Origin of the sequence: Flavobacterium sp. JLP (assembly GCF_015350755.1) — a bacterium.
In the GTDB taxonomy this organism is placed as follows: Bacteria; Bacteroidota; Bacteroidia; order Flavobacteriales; family Flavobacteriaceae; genus Flavobacterium.
Genome location: NZ_JADKPS010000001.1, coordinates 311,304 through 327,359, shown reverse-complemented (window position 1 = coordinate 327,359; position 16,056 = coordinate 311,304). Strand labels below are relative to the sequence as shown.

Below are 16,056 nucleotides of genomic sequence, written 5' to 3'. Positions count from 1 at the left end.
AAATAGTGATTTTTTTAACTAAGATCCTTTCTGTTTAGAAAAATTCTTACACCTTAGTAAACGGGATGATAGTATTAAAGATCTTGTTTTTAGTAATTTAAAATTTTACTAAAATTTTAATTAACATTTTTTTTACAAAAAAAGAGATTTAACTTTTGAGGTTAATAATTTTAATATACTTTTGTTCTATCAAATTAGTAGAATATAAAATTAACTCCAGATTTAAAGGCTGTCAGGCATTTAATTTCTGATTAAGGAGAAACTATTTGACACTGTATGTCTTATAATTTCCCAGTTAAAATTCTTCAATCTCTAAATCATAAAAATTTTAATAGAATTGATCCTAATTTCAGGATTGAATTTTAAAGACAAATTCAAATAATAGTAATCAAAAAAAATAAAAATGAAAAAACGAATGTGCTGCGGCTAAAAAAAAAACCATTTCTGTTGCAGCAGAAATGGCGAAGCTTAAAGAAATTGTAGATCTCTGTAAGGAAAGCGATAATGGAGTAAATCCGTTTTCGGCTAGCCTTATTTTTTAAACTAAAACAAAGTAATGAAAAAAAAATTAAATAGATATATTTGGTTATGTATTTTATTGATTTCAATTGGGATTAAAGCTCAAGAAACCAAACCCTTAATACAATCCAAACTCGAAGGAACAGTAATTGATGCTATTACAAAAGAACCAGTAATTGGTGCTTCAGTAAATATAAAAGGCACTACACACGGTGTTTCAACAGATTTAGATGGAAAGTTTTATTTCCAAACGGGACAAAAATTCCCTTATACACTGGTAATAAGTTATTTGGGTTATAAAAAAACAGAAGTTGTTGTTACTGCAAATGCAGTTGTTATTAGTCTTATTGAAGAACAAAATGTGTTGTCAGAAGTAGTAGTTACAGCGCTTGGTATTACAAAAGAAAAAAAATCTTTAGGTTATACTACTCAATCACTTAAGAATAAGGACATAGCAGATACAAAAGAAACTAATTTTCTGAATAGTCTTACTGGTAAATTAGCCGGAGTACGTATTACTAATTCACAGGGTGATATGGGATCTTCACGTATTATTATTCGTGGTGAGACATCTATAGCAGGAAATAATCAGCCGTTATTTGTGGTCGATGGAGTTCCTGTAGATAACTCACAGCTTAACGCTGGAGGAGCTACGCGCGATTTTAAAAATGCAATTGCCGATTTAAATCCGCAAGATATTGAAACATTAACTGTGCTGAAAGGACCTAATGCCGCTGCACTTTATGGGTCACGTGCCGCGCATGGTGTTGTTTTAATAACTACAAAATCAGGAAAAAGTCAAAAAGGACTGGGCATAAGCGTTAGTTCAGGTATAACGATCTCTCAAGTTGCTACATTACCAAGCTATCAAAATTCATTTGGACAAGGTTCAAACGGAAAATTCAGCTATGTAGATGGCAAAGGAGGCGGTATTAATGACGGAGTTGATGAAAGCTGGGGTCCTAAATTAGACGGACGTCTTATTCCTCAATTTTACTCAAATGGTGAGGCAGTTCCTTTTGTAGCTCATCCAGATAATGTGAAAGATTTCTTTAATACAGGGCTTACTTTTGATAATAGTGTTTCTGTGGTCAGATCAGATGATAAATCAGATTTTCGTATTGGAGTAAACAATCAAAAGCAAACAGGAGTAGTGCCTAACAGTGAAGTGAACAAAACAAACTTTACTATTAATACTAATTATCAAATATCCAAAAATATAAAAGTAGGGGTAACAGGTAACTATATTGTTACTAATGCTCCAGCACTGCCGGGTGGTCCATCAGGCGGACGTGCAGCCGGTGTGATGCTGCAGTTTCTTTGGTTCGGACGTCAGGTTGATATTAATCAGCTTAGTAATGATTGGACTAGAAACTGGAATAATAGCTATTACAGCAATCCGTATTGGAATGCATATTATAATACAACAAGTCAGCAACGCAACCGTTTAATTGGTGATTTTCATTTGGATGCCAAGATTTTCGATGGACTTAATTTTAAATTCCGCACTGGAGTTGACTATTATAACGATCGCAGAAAATACGAGATTAAATATGGTACAAATGGAACTCCTTTTGGATCTTATGCTGAAGATGCGTACACTGTAAACGAGCAAAATACGGAAGGTATTTTTACTTATACTAAGAAACTGAATGATGATTTTAGTTTAGATGCTTTAGCTGGATTTAATATTCGCAACCACAGTGATGCTAACAATTATCAAAAAGCACCACGTTTGGCAGTACCTGATTTATATACATTGATCAACTCGCGAGATCCGTTAACGTCATCAAATACATTATCAAGATTGAGAGTATATAGTGCCTATGCCTCAGCACAACTGGGATATAAAAACTATGCCTATTTAAATCTTACAGCTCGTAACGACTGGTCATCGACATTGCCAAGCAGTAACCGTTCTTATTTCTATCCTTCTATTAACGGAAGTTTGGTATTATCTGAAGCTTTGAATTTGAAAAGCAACACGCTTGATTTCTTAAAATTACGTGGCGGATGGTCTGAAGTTGGTAATGATGCAGATCCATATCAATTGTCTACAGTTTATAATTTTCTAACTGCATTCGACGGAAATCCTATACAAACTTCTTCTCAAAGAAAACTAAATGAGAACCTAAAACCGGAAACAACACGATCTACCGAAATTGGTCTAGAAGCCTCTTTTTGGAAAAACAGACTGCATTTTGATGCAGCATATTACAATACCAATAGTTTTGATCAGATTCTGGAGATAAAAACAACAGCTTCTAGTGGCTATAATTCGCAATTAATCAATGCTGGAAAAATAAACAACCGCGGTATAGAAATTCAATTAGATGGAAGCCCTATTCAAACTGAAGCTTTCAAATGGAATGTAGGTGTAAATTATTCAAAGAATATAAGCAAAGTTGAGATTCTTGACTATGAAAAACAGATTCAAAACTACACTATTGGTTCTTCAGGAGGTGTTGACGTATTGGCATCTGTAGGACAGGCTTACGGAGCACTTTATGGAACAGCTTACGAACGTGATGCAAGTGGAAATATAGTTGTAGGCGCTAACGGATTGCCAAAAGCTGATCCGACTAAGAAAGTTCTAGGACATTATACTCCAGACTATTTAGCAGGTGTTACAAACACGCTGACCTATAAAAATATTGAATTGTCATTTCTTGTTGATGCAAGTGTAGGAGGAGAGCTTTTTTCAGGAACGAACAGAACAGGTAATTATACGGGTGTGCTAGCGCAAACGCTTCCAGGCCGTGATGCAGCAAATGGCGGATTAAATTACTATTATTCTGGTACTAACAAAATCTTGCTTCCGAGCGGAACGCCTCCAGCTGGAGCAGCGATTTATGATGATGGAATGATTTTTAAAGGAGTATATGCCGACGGAACTCCTAACAATCAAGTAATTAGTGCGCAGGAATATTACAAAGCTTCATACAATATTAGTGAAGCTTATATCTACAGTTCAACTTTTGTAAAACTTAGAGAAGTAAAATTGGCTTACAATTTTAATAAGTCATTTGCTAAGAAACTGGGATTTGAGGCTGCAAGTATTACTGCTGTAGGCCGTAACCTGATGTTTATCTATAAAGATGCACCAAATATTGATCCTGAAACAGCTTTCAACACTGGAAACGCTCAAGGACTGGAAAGTTTAGCTTTGCCAACTACCAGAAATTTTAGCCTTAATGTAAATCTTAAATTCTAAAAACACGAATCATGCTAAAAAAAATAGCCTATATAACTCTATTTGCATTATCACTGACTTCATGCAGTGATACTTTGGATGATATTAATAAAAATCCAAATGCAACTGAAACACCACTGGCGCCTTACCTGTTAACAGGAACATTAAAGCAGGGAGCCGACTTATATTGGGGATCAGATAATAATTTTAACTCGTCTTTGTTATTTGTACAGCATTGGGCTAAAATCCAATATACTGAACCGGACAGATACGATGTGTCTAATACATCTTTCACATCATTGTGGAATACTGGATATGCCACTTTGATTACAGATCTAAACACGATTCTGAATTTTCCAGAAGAGCAGGCTAATTCAAATTATAAAGGAATTGCACTGACCCTTCGCTCATGGACTTTTTTATTATTGACAGATGCTTACGGAAGTATTCCTTATAAAGAAGCAGGTCTAAAAGTAACTCCGGCATATAATACACAAAAAGAGGTATACACTGGATTGTTAGAAGATTTAAAACAAGCTCAATCTTTGCTAAATACGGCAAATGGTGCTGTAACAGGTGATTTAGTTTATAAAGGAGATATTGCAAAATGGAAAAAATTTGTGAATTCGCTTCGTTTGCGTATAGCATTGAGAATTTCAGACAAAGAACCTGCTTTGGCTAAGCAAGCTGCGATTGATGCAACCACTGATGCTGGAGGATTAATCAGCAGTAATAACGATACTTTTAAGTTTACTTACATTAGTTCACCTCAGCAAAATCCGGCTTCTGCCTGGTTTGAAACCCGTGATGATTTTCGTATTTCAAAAACAATGGTGGATCAGTTAAATGCATTGTCAGATCCGCGTTTGCCTGTTTATGCGCAATTGCCATCAGATGCAACCGTAGGAAAATACGTTGGAGGTGCTAATGGATTATCAAATAGTGATGCCAATAGTCAAGGATTTGCTAAGACATCAAAACCGGGTACATACTTTTTAACCTCAACATCGCCAGCAGTAATTGCTTCTTATTCTGAAACGCTATTTAATCTTTCTGAAGCTGTGGCACGTGGTTATATTTCAGGAGATGCAGAACAGCTTTATAAAAATGCAATAACAGCATCGTTAAATCAATTTGGTATTACTGATGCAACAGCAATTTCAAATTATGTTAATCAAGCAACTGTGAAGTACGATGCAACAAATTATGCGAAATCTATAGGGACTCAAAAATGGATTGCTTTTTACGGACAAGGTCTTGATGCTTTTGTAGAGTGGAGAAGACTCGATTATCCGGTGTTAAAAGCCGGTCCAGCTACAGTTTTAGACGGACAACTGCCTTTGCGTTTCTTTTATCCAGGAACTGAGCAATCATTGAACGGAGTGAGCTACCAAGCTGCAGTAGCCGCTCAAGGAAAAGATTTGCTTACTACAAAACTATGGTTTGATGCAAAGTAAGATCGATTTCAAAACATATCTAAACTGCTATTAGAGATAAAAAACAAAAAGCTAAATCTTTCGATTTAGCTTTTTTTATGATTTTCACCTGAATTTTTCCTCTATTCAACTAAAGTAGTTAATCCTTAAAAAATAAAACTTGAAATAAAAGCATATGTATACTTATATTAAACTAGCATTGGCAGAATAGTTCTCCTAATTTTTACAGCTTTAGGAGTTAATTTTTCCTGTATAGGAATAAAAATTTCAAAAGTAGTTCCTTTGTTTAAGATGCCATTTGCAGTGATAATTCCATTGTGGTTGTCCACAATTTTCTTTACAATGGCAAGCCCAATTCCAGTACCGGCATATTCATGACGATGATGAAGCCTTTGAAACATTACAAATATCAGTTCATTAAATTCAGTTTCAAAACCAATTCCGTTGTCTTGAAAACTTAGATTCCAATAATCACAGTTTAATACTTTAGAATTTAGTTCGTTCAGTTTAGAATGTGTAGATTCTAAAATACTGGTTTCTATGCTAATACGCGGAGGTAAATCAGGATGAGAGAATTTAAGCGCGTTACTTATTAAGTTATAAATAAGTTGTCTAAACTGAAATGTAACTACATTAACCGGCACGAGTGCGATTATATCTATAGTGGCATTTTTTTGTTTAATTGTGTCCTTCAAATCTGATTGAACATCTTCAATTATGCCTTTTAAATCATTCATTTCGTAACTGCGGCCCGTACTGCTTACACGTGAAAAAGCCAATAAATCATCTATTAGCTGTCTCATTCTGGTTGCAGCTATTTGTATGCGTTCCATATTGTTCTTACCAGCTTCACTCATGTTTTTTGCCTCATTCGACATAATTACTGAAATAAAAGTTTGGATTTTACGCAACGGTTCCTGAAGATCATGGCTTGAGATAAAATTAAATGCCAGTAGTTCTTTGTTCGCATTTAGTAATTCTATAGCTCGTTTTTCTTTTTCATTATTTTGAAATCGAAGTTCTTCATTTGCAATAACTAGTGCAGCAGTCTGTATTTTTAATTTTTCTAAAATTTCTTTTTTTTCAAGACTTTCTTCAGCTTCTTTGAGTCCCCTAATTACTTTTTGCGGTAAGGACCTTAGGTTGTTTTTAGAAGCAAAATCAGTTACTCCATCTTTTAAAAGCTCTACAGCATTTTCTTCGCCAATAGTTCCTGAAATTATAATAAATGGGATATTAAGTTTTCTGTTTTTAAGCAGACCAAAAGCTGATACAGCATCAAATGTTGGTAAAGAATAGTCAGACAAAATAATGTCCGGAGAGAAATTTTCCAATGCCTCTTCAAACATTTTTCGTGTTTCGACAGTTTTCGATAAAAAGTTCATTCCTGATTTGTGGAGCTGTCGCAGAATCAAATCTGCATCTGAGCTGTTATCCTCAAGAATCAATATCTTAATTTGTTTCTTCATTTTATTAGACAGTATAAGGTGAGAAGCAGCCACTGTAATTTTAGAGTGAAGGCTGGCTCAGGATCATCCAGTACATGCCCATTTCTTTTATAGCATTGAAAAAGTTATTACTGTCAACCGGTTTTACAATGTAGCTGTTAGCACCCAGATCATAACATTTAGCAATGTCCGGATCTTCTTGTGAAGAAGTTAATATTACTGCCGGAATTGATTTAAACTCAGGATCACTTTTAATTTTTTCGAGCACCTGCATACCTGAAACCTTTGGCATCTTAAGATCTAAAAGAAATAATTTTGGATATGCTTTAGGATTTCTATCTGCATATATGCCACGGCAGTAAATAAAGTCAAGTGCTTCTGCGCCGTCTTTTACATGAAGCAGTTTGTTTGTAAAACCGCTTTTTGATAATGCTCGTATTGTCAGCATAGCATCGTCCAGACTATCTTCGGCAAATAATATTTCAACGTCGTCGTAATTCATTTTTTATATTTAAAGATTAATATTTGGAAGGCTAAAATAAAATGTCGATCCATGATCTAATTCTGATTCTGCCCATACTGTCCCGTGATGACGGTTTATTATTTTTTGTACTATAGCAAGGCCAATTCCTGTGCCGTCAAATTCTTCCTGTGAATGCAGACGCTGAAAAACACCAAACAGTTTATCGTAATATTCCATGTCGAATCCGGCACCAAAGTCTTGTACGCAGTAGACAATCTTGTCTTCTTTGGCAAATGAGCTAATTTTAATGCGGATTTCAGGTTTATATTTAGAGTATTTAATAGCATTAGAAATAAGATTAATCCATACTTGTTTGATTAAAGCAGGATCTCCGGTAGCAGGTTCAATCGATTCTATTTCAAATATTGGAATTTTATCACCATTGTCAAACACAATATCACTAATGATTCCATTTAATAAAGATCTCATATTTATAGACTCGGTACTTACTTGTTTACGGCCTAACTTGCTAAAAGCAAGAAGGTCATCAATTAAAAGTCCCATCTTTCTGGAGTTGTGTATAATGGCTTTCAGTACCATTTGACCATCTTCATCAATAGCTGCGGCGTGATCTTCTACTAAAATTTGCGTATAACCATTAATAGCACGAATAGGTGCTCTTAAATCATGAGAGACAGAGTAGGAGAAGCCTTCTAACTCTTCCTGAGCTTTTTTGAGTTCGCTGTTAGCCAAAAAGAGTTCTTTTCCTCTTTTTTCTTGATAAGCCAATTCTCGGTTTGTTACAATAAGCTCTGCGGCACTTTTTTCTTTCTCTGCTTTTCTTTTCTCTTTTTGAATAGTCTCTAGGGCTAATTTTTTATTTGCTATAATAAGTTCAGCGGCACGCTTTTCTTTTTCTATGCTTTCTATTGCTAGCTCTTTATGAGCGATAATAAGTTCTGCGGCGCGTTTTTCTTTTTCTATATTCTGAAAAGCCAGTTCTTTGTTAGCTATGATGAGTTCAGCAGCACGCTTTTCTTTTTCTCCTGCTTGCGATGCTAACTGAAGGAACTGTATTTTTGCTAACGTTACATCAGTAGCAAGTTTTAATATCTTGTACGGTTTTCCAGAAATATCCAAAATCGGATTGTAACTACCAAGAAGCCAAATCATTTGTCCTTGTTTTCCAATTCGTTTGAATTCATCTTTTTGGTAAATCCCTTTCTTTAAATTATTCCAAAATTGTTTATAAGCTGAAGATTTAGCATAAACTTTATCTATAAAAAGGCTATGGTGTTTTCCTTCCAGATCATCGAAAGTGTATCCCATAATCTCAAGAAAGTTTTGATTAGCGTTTAAGATATTGCCCTCAAGATCAAACTCGATAGAAGCATTTGAGACCGCTATTGCATTAATATGATTGTTTAATTGCTGTTCTTTGGCTCTCAGCTGTTCGTTTATAAGATGCAATTCATCAGCACGTTTTTGTTTTTCCTCATTTTGAAAAGCAAGCTCTTTATTAGCGATAATTAATTCTAATGCGCGATTTTCTTTCTCAGTGTTTTGGTACAAGAGTTCTTCATTAGCAATAATCAGTTCATCAGCTCGCTTTTGCTTTTCTTTATTTTGAAAAGCAAGCTCTTTATTGGCAATAATTAATTCTGATGCGCGATTTTCCTTTTCAGTATTCTGATAAATAAGTTCTTTGTTGGCGATGATAAGTTCGTCGGCTCGATTTTCCTTTTCAGCATTTTGATAAATAAGCTCTTTATTTGCTATAAGAAGTTCATCTGCTCTTTTTTCTTTTTCATCTTTTTGATAAACGAGTTCTATATTGGCAATGATTAATTCCGCTGCTCTTTTCTGTTTTTCACCATCTTGAAAAAGAAGTTCTTTTTTAGCTATGTTTAGCTCCTCGACGTATTGGTATTCTTTTTCGGAATTAAACGGTTTTGCTTTGGTTGTAGTATACAGCTCTTTTCCGTCTTTTTTTTCTTCTTTGCTCATATAAAGCGAAATGGTATTTAGAAAATAACGGCGGTAATTTGCTGGAAAAGCACCTATATTTTATTAGTTATGTAACATTGAAATTCAATAATGATGTAATGTTTACCTTAACATATAATATACTTAGCTTGTATGTGTGGTAGTGCGCGAATGTAATGAATAATACTGAATAAATTACTTGTTTCCATATTAAAAGAGCGGTTATCAGTATAATTTAAAAAAAAATATTGGTTATTCAGCAGTGAATTGAAATGAATTAAAATATTCAATAAGACAAATAAATTTTTAATTTAATGAAAAAATTGAATGAAAAAGGAGCAGGGCTTTCAGTCTTTAAATTTTCTTAAGAGTTGTATTTAATCTTTTTTCTAAAGGTTTAATATCATCTAATGAACTGGTTCCGTTACCTTTTGATTTTCTTACTACTGTAATTTGTCCATTTAATTCCATTACAACAGCTTTTACGTCGTCAATTTGGTCTATTCCGGAGTTTCTGATTGTTGAAAATATTTCGCCTTTAGTTATAGCTTCTCTTGACATAGTTTTTTCTATAAATTCTCCATCATAAAATATAAGACTCGGAACAGCATTTATAAGTCTTTCCATTTTTCTTGAAAGACGCGCTGTCCATGCAAAAATATATTGCAATAGAATAATGAGAAATAAAACAATAGCACCTTCAATTATGGGAACAATGGCCAGCATCATATACGATAATGTTGATCCTAATGCCACAGTTACCACAAAGTCGAATGCATTAAGTTTCGCCAGAGTGCGTTTACCTGAAATCCTTACGAAAAAAAATAATGTTATAAATGCTATAAAGGTTGCAAGGATAACGTGCTCTATACTTTTCCAATCTTTAAAAAAAAGCTCTTCCATATTATTTTATTAAACGGTTTGTCAATCAATTTGTAAGATTTATAAAAAAATGAAAAACATAATATTGTCTTGTAAAAATCTTCAGTCCTTGTATCTAGGACTTATCATTAATTATTCTTTGTAATTATAATCTATATCATCTGAGTCTGAATAGCCATTAGAAAGATCTTCTTCTCCTAAATCATCGGGATCAATATAAGGTTCATTTTGCTTTGCATCGTTATTGAGTATTTCACTTCCATGAACCCAGTTTAAGGCTTCTTGAAATTTTTCTTTTTTATAACCGCGAAATTCTCCGGGAACGATATAACTGAATCCATTAGTGAAAGTAATCGCTTTTTCAGAATCGGTTACAATTGCGGCGCGATTCCATTTCCCAAGATTTCTAAGCCCAATTAAAGCATCTTCAAGCCAAGCTGAAGCTTTGAAATTTTCGAGTTCAGTATCAATCAGAAACAAAAAATTGATTTCGTTAATTTGCTCTGCTAATGCAGTTACTGCAGGTGCAATAACCATTTTATAATCCTCTGCTGTTACTTCTCCAATAGCTCTAAAAGCTACTGTATTTTCTGGTGCACTTATTTGTTGTATCATCTTGTAATTATTATATCGATATTATTTGAAGGCTTTTAAATTCATAGAGATTTTATTTGATATGAATTTTTGGCAAATCGTCTTGAGATGGTCCGTTTATTACTGTGCCTTCTGTATCAAATCGTGAACCGTGACATGGGCAGTCAAATGACTTTTCATCACTGTTCCACTGAACGATGCAGCCTAAATGCGGGCATACTGCTGAAAATGCTTTCAAAGTATTGTTATAATCACGATAAACAGCAATTTTCTTTAATCCCGAAGAAATTATACCACCTTCTCCTGCCGGCAAGTCTGCTGTATTTTTTAAGTCAGATCCTTTTATCCAGTCGAGATATTGCGATGCCATGTTTCCGGCTTCCTTAATAAAATCTCCAGTCGTTTTTAAAGTAATTCTCGAAGGACTGTATAAATCTTCCCATTTATTTTTACTGCCATTTATGCTGTCGCTGATGATCATGGCTCCAATAGTAGCATGTGTCATACCGTTTCCTGAATCTCCTGTAATAATATAAATGTTGTCATCTCCGGGATTTTTGCCCATAAAACCAAGAGAATCTACAGGTTCCATTACTTGTCCTGACCATCTGTAGGTAAGATCATCTTCTAACATTGGGAAATAATTACGCGTCCATGCTTCGAGCCTGTCATAGCGTTCCATTTGAGAAATATTTTCCTCATCTTCCTGACCGGTTTTATGATCTTCTCCTCCAGAAATCAATATATCATAATGTTCATCGTATTCTTCGAGGCGCACATAATGATACGGCTGCGAAACCCATTTTGATTCCTGATTGCCTGTATCCCACCATAATGAGTAGGGCAGTTGTCCTTTTGGAATTTTGCCTCCAATTACATACGTTCTATAAGCATGTTGTTTGGTATGCATTGTTAGAGTATCATTAATCGGACTGTTAGTAGCAACCACAATTTGGTCTGCAGAAAAAGTAAAACCATTTACTTCTGCTCCTTTTTTGGTAATTTCTCTTGCATTAGCTTCTGTGTAAATAATGCCACCAAGAGCAATTACAGCTTCTGCAAGCCCTTTTAAATAATGAAGAATATGAAACTGAGCCTGATCATTAAATACCAAACATCTTTGATTTTCGCCATTGGCAACAGCTGGAGTTCCCTGTAATATTGAAGTAGCAATTCCTGCTTTTTGTGTAGCCTGAAATTCTTTATCTAGATTTTCTTCTTTATCTGTTGGATCAAGGAATAAGTAGCCGTTAACCCTTTTAAAAGAGCAGTCTATATTTAGTGTAGTAATGATTTGTTCAATCTCGTCTATTGCGGCCTTGTGGCTTTCAGCAGCAAGTTTTGTGGCATCTGCCCCAAAGGTCTCTTCAAGAAAGTAATACCGGTCATCAAGTGCACAAGTTAGATGTGCTGTAGTACGGCCGGTTTCACCGCTTCCAATAAAACCATCTTCTACGAGAACTACTTTTTTTCCCGCCTGCAATAATTTATAAGCAGTTGTTAAGCCTGCAATACCGCCACCTATGATAAGTACTTCGGTGTTGACGTCCTGATCTGGTTTATTATATGAAATTATAGAAGTAGTGTCAATCCAAAACGATACTGTATCGCCGGAAGTAATACTGGAACTTTTAATTTTATCTCTAGATGAATCCATATTAGTTTGATAATTAATTTAATAATCATCAAAGCTATAAAATGTAAAGTGCTGTTTATTATAGTTTTAACATCAGAATTTATAGGATTGCCAGTTGCTTTGTCTCCAATTGAATGAAAAGTACACGAAGTGAATCGTTCATTTAATTTCGAGCTTATCCTTTTTTATTCTCAAGCTGTACTTTGAATTTACCATAAAACGGATTATCAGCCATTTGAGAATGTCCAATTACTAAAATATAATTTCCTTTTTGTTTAAGGGGTATTGTCAGATCCATTCCAAAGGGTCCGTCTGACGTTTGGTCTGGAAAAATAATTTGATTGAAACGGATGTTTCCTTTTCCGGTAGTTGGAATAATCAGTCCCTTTAATTCTCCCAAATCTTCATCTTTAAATTTGATGTATACTCTCGGATGAATAGAATCTAAAGAGCCTTCAGCTACTAACAAACCTTCTTCATTCTTAAAATTCATGACTATAGTATCGCCTATTTGTTTGTTTTCCTTTTTACTTTCATATTTAATTTCTTGCTTATTTTTATTTGTAACAATTGAATCTGAGATTTCAACAGAAGGATTCTTACTTTCTTTTTGCTGGCATGAAAAAAAGAAAATGGATAGTAAAAGCATTGAAAGGTTTTTCATAATAGTATTTTTAGGAAGCATTTGAGTTTTGAGATGGTTTGTTGGCGCATGTTAAAAATCCTCAATTATTAAGGATTGAGGATTTTATTTAGAAAAATTAAAATTTCAATTTTTCATCAAAAAAGTTCCAGGCTCTTCCTCATTTTTATCATATTCTCCTGCAGAGTCATCTGAATCTTCTTCTTCCCAGTCATTTTCGTCATATTCAGAATCAAAATCATCTTCAAGATTATCTTCTAACTCTCCAAGTTCTAAGTTGTAGTGGTTGCTGGCTTTTAGTGCAGCGGCAAAACTGCCTTCAAGATAATCATCATAATTTAGCAGCAGCTGTTCTTCATAAGATGTCATATCATTTGCAGTTTCTTCAGACGAATAAAAGTAATTTTCGAATTCCATATAAATGAGTTTTAAATTAATAACATAGTAATTGCCTAATCTTCAATTAGACTATTTTAAAGGTACATTTTAAGAGACAAGTGATTTTATATAATTTTCGCGAAGCATTGTCAAATTTTCATTTTTAATGTTCGATTAGTAAATTTATATTAATAATGCTCAGAAATATTTCCAGGCAATACTGATTTTTTTATTTCACTGCTAAATTTTTCGTTCGTGCGTGACGACGCCGGTTTAATTGCCGGTTTTTTGTCGGAAGTTCGCGAACTCGCTCCAGTATTTTTATGATTTAGATTTGTCATATTTTCTTTATTTATAATACATAAGAAAGTCCTATCTCCACATATTTCTCTTTTGGAGAATGCATAATTCCAGATCCGCACATGATATCCAATTGCATATTTTTCTTAAGAACATATAAGAGAGCAATATCAGCACTGTTTTGAGCATGATGATGTGATTCAGTGAAACCATAAGCTTCTGCTACTAATTTGATTTTTTTAGTAAGCGCATGATCGGCAGATAGTGTATAAATATATTCTGGGTGAGCAGTTTCTGCTAACCATTTTATTCCCATATTATAACCTACATGTGAGGATTTTGAAAGCTCATGTTGTGCCAGCATCCGAATTTCTGGACTGTATTTCGGTTCTTGAAAAGCATTATCAGCCATCCACGGAATACTAACGCGCGACAGTAAGGCAAGATCTGGCATAAGACCTTTATGATCAATAAGATGATATTTCGCACCGATTACTACAGGATCAATTCCTTCGTGCTTATCCTGTTGTTCTTCATTTATTTTAAAAGCAGTTTCAATTCTTATTTCAGCATTTTTAAAAAGTCCGTAACGAAACACTGCCTGTGGAATTTCAAAAGTTTTTTCATCATCTTGCTTTTCATAAGAAAAACCGCTTTCTATTTGTAAATGATGAACTTTTATGGCTGTTGGACTCTCTGTTTCATTAGGCCTGTCTGTTTGTATTTGTTGTGCTTTAGCCGTAAAGGCAAAACAAAACAAAATGAAGGTCAGTAATTTTGTAATTTTTTTCATTCTCACTAATTTTAAATCCTTGTTGTCTATTCTATTATAAGTCGGAAACAGCTTTATTATTTTAATAACTGTTTACTCCTGAATTTTTAGCAGAATAAAATTACAAGTGACATACTGCTAATAAATTATATGTTACAGTTATTACGTTATATAATTCAATTGCATTTTAAAAGAAAATTCTATAAAATTTTCGGATTTAAATAAAAGACCAAAACTATCAGTATTCCTATATTTGAATTATTAAAACTTTGATAACGGCAACATAGCCGGGTTAAATTAAAATTCGGCTACTAATTACAATATGACAAATAAAACAGAGCAAAAAGAGAAGAATGCTGTGCATCTTCTGCCATGGGTTACTGCTGTGGCAATGTTTATTCAGTCCCTTGATGGTACTATTTTAAATACATCATTGCCTTCGATAGCACGCGATATGGCATATTCTCCCACACAGATGCATTCTGTTATTGTTACCTATACGCTAACGCTGGCTATGTTTATCCCTTTATCAGGATGGCTGGCTGATAAATTTGGAACCAGAACCATGTTTATGATTGCTGTAGGGTTATTTGTAACCGGTTCGTTGCTTTGTGCACTTTCTGTTGATCTAACAACTTTTAATCTTGCACGAGTTGTACAGGCTATCGGCGCATCAATGATGGTTCCTGTAGCAAGACTTGCTATTTTATATCAGTATCCCAAAAAGGAACTCCTAAAAACCATGAATTTTATAACCGTATTTGGTCTTCTGGGTATGGTGATAGGGCCAAGTCTTGGCGGATTTCTTTCTGATAATTTTTCTTGGCATTGGATTTTTTTAGTAAATGTTCCAATTGGACTAATTGGAATTTCAATGGCTTACCGAATCATGCCAAACTTTAAGCATGCTGTTGGCAGATTTGATTTCAGGGGACTTGTTTATTTTAGTCTTGCCTTGATCGTAATTACTATGGTTTTAGAACTTGTAGGGAGAGGACGAATGCACATTATGCTTATTATGGGATTGTTGTTTCTTGCTGGACTGCTGTCAGTGTTTTATTTTATTCATTATAAAAGAACAGAAAAACCAATTATTGATCTGCGTCTTCTAAATATAAGAACACTAAAAATAGGATTAACCGGAAGTTTGATTACCAGACTTGGCATTGGGGGACTGCCGTTGCTGTTGCCTCTTATGCTTCAAACGAGTTTTGGTTACTCAGCATCGGTATCAGGTCTTTTGCTTTTGCCGTCTGCTTTGTCTAATGTTGCAATTAAACCCTTTATGGTTCGTATTATTAAATTTATGGGTTATAGAAATGTATTGATAAGCAATACTATAATGCTGGGTATCATATTGATAATACTTGGATTTGTACAAAAAGATACACCGCTTGTTTACTATATTATATTGATGGTTTTCTACGGAATTTTTACCTCTATACAAATGTCTGCAATGAACACCATAACGCTCGCCGATCTTGATCAGGACACTGCCAGCGGAGGCAATACCATGCTGGTTATTATGCAGCAGTTGTCTGTAAGTTTTGGGGTATCGGTAGCAAGTTTGGTACTTTCTTTGTTTCAAACCGGTATTTTTGAAATGAATACCGCGCGTGCTTTTCAGTATACTTTTATAACGCTTGCCGTTTTTACTATTTTATCCAGTATTACATTCTCTAGACTCAGCAAAACGGATGGCGAAGAGTATACCGAGTAATTATTAATAATGAATTAACATTTTCTGATCAGTATTGATTAAAAAACATCATATTTGTTCTCTGATCAAGGCTATTTTTAAAGTAA

Annotated in this window: 13 protein-coding genes; 3 read left to right on the top strand and 10 right to left on the bottom strand. The window is 34.3% G+C overall.

The window, feature by feature from the left end; genetic code table 11:
- Window positions 1–556: 556 nt before the first annotated feature.
- Window positions 557–3,733, top strand: coding sequence for a SusC/RagA family TonB-linked outer membrane protein (locus tag IRZ83_RS01490; RefSeq protein ID WP_194566326.1), 3,177 nt, complete (start codon window positions 557–559; stop codon window positions 3,731–3,733).
- An 11-nt stretch (window positions 3,734–3,744) separates the two neighbouring features.
- Window positions 3,745–5,169, top strand: a complete 1,425-nt coding sequence (locus IRZ83_RS01485; protein ID WP_194566324.1) for a SusD/RagB family nutrient-binding outer membrane lipoprotein — start codon at window positions 3,745–3,747, stop codon at window positions 5,167–5,169.
- Between the two features lie 167 nt (window positions 5,170–5,336).
- Here the strand turns inward: IRZ83_RS01485 and IRZ83_RS01480 are convergent, their stop codons facing one another.
- The 10 genes from IRZ83_RS01480 to IRZ83_RS01435 form a co-directional block, all read right to left on the bottom strand.
- Window positions 5,337–6,617: a hybrid sensor histidine kinase/response regulator gene (locus IRZ83_RS01480; protein WP_194566322.1), complete on the bottom strand. Its 1,281-nt coding sequence runs from the start codon at window positions 6,615–6,617 to the stop codon at window positions 5,337–5,339.
- Between the two features lie 40 nt (window positions 6,618–6,657).
- Complete coding sequence (locus tag IRZ83_RS01475) at window positions 6,658–7,098, bottom strand: response regulator (RefSeq protein WP_194566320.1); 441 nt, start codon at window positions 7,096–7,098, stop codon at window positions 6,658–6,660.
- Between the two features lie 9 nt (window positions 7,099–7,107).
- A complete protein-coding gene (locus IRZ83_RS19460) occupies window positions 7,108–9,066 on the bottom strand; it encodes a PAS domain-containing sensor histidine kinase (RefSeq protein WP_228520643.1) in 1,959 nt (652 codons plus the stop codon).
- Window positions 9,067–9,399: 333 nt separating this feature from the next.
- The gene (locus IRZ83_RS01465) at window positions 9,400–9,774 is read right to left on the bottom strand and encodes a DUF421 domain-containing protein (protein ID WP_194566318.1); all 375 of its coding nucleotides are present in this window, start codon (window positions 9,772–9,774) and stop codon (window positions 9,400–9,402) included.
- A 285-nt stretch (window positions 9,775–10,059) separates the two neighbouring features.
- The gene (locus IRZ83_RS01460) at window positions 10,060–10,542 is read right to left on the bottom strand and encodes an STAS/SEC14 domain-containing protein (protein ID WP_194566316.1); all 483 of its coding nucleotides are present in this window, start codon (window positions 10,540–10,542) and stop codon (window positions 10,060–10,062) included.
- A gap of 52 nt (window positions 10,543–10,594) precedes the next feature.
- Window positions 10,595–12,178, bottom strand: coding sequence for an FAD-dependent oxidoreductase (locus IRZ83_RS01455; protein ID WP_194566314.1), 1,584 nt, complete (start codon window positions 12,176–12,178; stop codon window positions 10,595–10,597).
- Window positions 12,179–12,332: 154 nt separating this feature from the next.
- Window positions 12,333–12,821 (bottom strand): hypothetical protein, encoded by a 489-nt coding sequence (locus tag IRZ83_RS01450; protein ID WP_194566312.1) that lies wholly within the window; start codon window positions 12,819–12,821, stop codon window positions 12,333–12,335.
- 105 nt (window positions 12,822–12,926) lie between these two features.
- On the bottom strand, window positions 12,927–13,217 hold the full coding sequence (locus tag IRZ83_RS01445; RefSeq protein ID WP_157494962.1) for a hypothetical protein: 291 nt from the start codon (window positions 13,215–13,217) through the stop codon (window positions 12,927–12,929).
- A 149-nt stretch (window positions 13,218–13,366) separates the two neighbouring features.
- On the bottom strand, window positions 13,367–13,519 hold the full coding sequence (locus IRZ83_RS01440; RefSeq protein ID WP_194566310.1) for a hypothetical protein: 153 nt from the start codon (window positions 13,517–13,519) through the stop codon (window positions 13,367–13,369).
- An 11-nt stretch (window positions 13,520–13,530) separates the two neighbouring features.
- A complete protein-coding gene (locus tag IRZ83_RS01435; protein ID WP_194600948.1) occupies window positions 13,531–14,271 on the bottom strand; it encodes a transporter in 741 nt (246 codons plus the stop codon).
- A 337-nt stretch (window positions 14,272–14,608) separates the two neighbouring features.
- Between IRZ83_RS01435 and IRZ83_RS01430 the strand changes: the two genes are divergently transcribed.
- Window positions 14,609–15,970 (top strand): MFS transporter, encoded by a 1,362-nt coding sequence (locus IRZ83_RS01430; protein ID WP_317174537.1) that lies wholly within the window; start codon window positions 14,609–14,611, stop codon window positions 15,968–15,970.
- Window positions 15,971–16,056: the final 86 nt, after the last annotated feature.

Coding starts and splice junctions, on each gene's coding strand:
- IRZ83_RS01445 (WP_157494962.1), bottom strand. CDS start 13,217: ATGGAATTCGAAAATTACTTTTATTCGTCTGAAGAAACTGCAAATGAT.
- IRZ83_RS01460 (WP_194566316.1), bottom strand. CDS start 10,542: ATGATACAACAAATAAGTGCACCAGAAAATACAGTAGCTTTTAGAGCT.
- IRZ83_RS01465 (WP_194566318.1), bottom strand. CDS start 9,774: ATGATGCTGGCCATTGTTCCCATAATTGAAGGTGCTATTGTTTTATTT.
- IRZ83_RS01440 (WP_194566310.1), bottom strand. CDS start 13,519: ATGACAAATCTAAATCATAAAAATACTGGAGCGAGTTCGCGAACTTCC.
- IRZ83_RS01490 (WP_194566326.1), top strand. CDS start 557: ATGAAAAAAAAATTAAATAGATATATTTGGTTATGTATTTTATTGATT.
- IRZ83_RS19460 (WP_228520643.1), bottom strand. CDS start 9,066: ATGAGCAAAGAAGAAAAAAAAGACGGAAAAGAGCTGTATACTACAACC.
- IRZ83_RS01450 (WP_194566312.1), bottom strand. CDS start 12,821: ATGAAAAACCTTTCAATGCTTTTACTATCCATTTTCTTTTTTTCATGC.
- IRZ83_RS01475 (WP_194566320.1), bottom strand. CDS start 7,098: ATGAATTACGACGACGTTGAAATATTATTTGCCGAAGATAGTCTGGAC.
- IRZ83_RS01480 (WP_194566322.1), bottom strand. CDS start 6,617: ATGAAGAAACAAATTAAGATATTGATTCTTGAGGATAACAGCTCAGAT.
- IRZ83_RS01455 (WP_194566314.1), bottom strand. CDS start 12,178: ATGGATTCATCTAGAGATAAAATTAAAAGTTCCAGTATTACTTCCGGC.
- IRZ83_RS01435 (WP_194600948.1), bottom strand. CDS start 14,271: ATGAAAAAAATTACAAAATTACTGACCTTCATTTTGTTTTGTTTTGCC.
- IRZ83_RS01485 (WP_194566324.1), top strand. CDS start 3,745: ATGCTAAAAAAAATAGCCTATATAACTCTATTTGCATTATCACTGACT.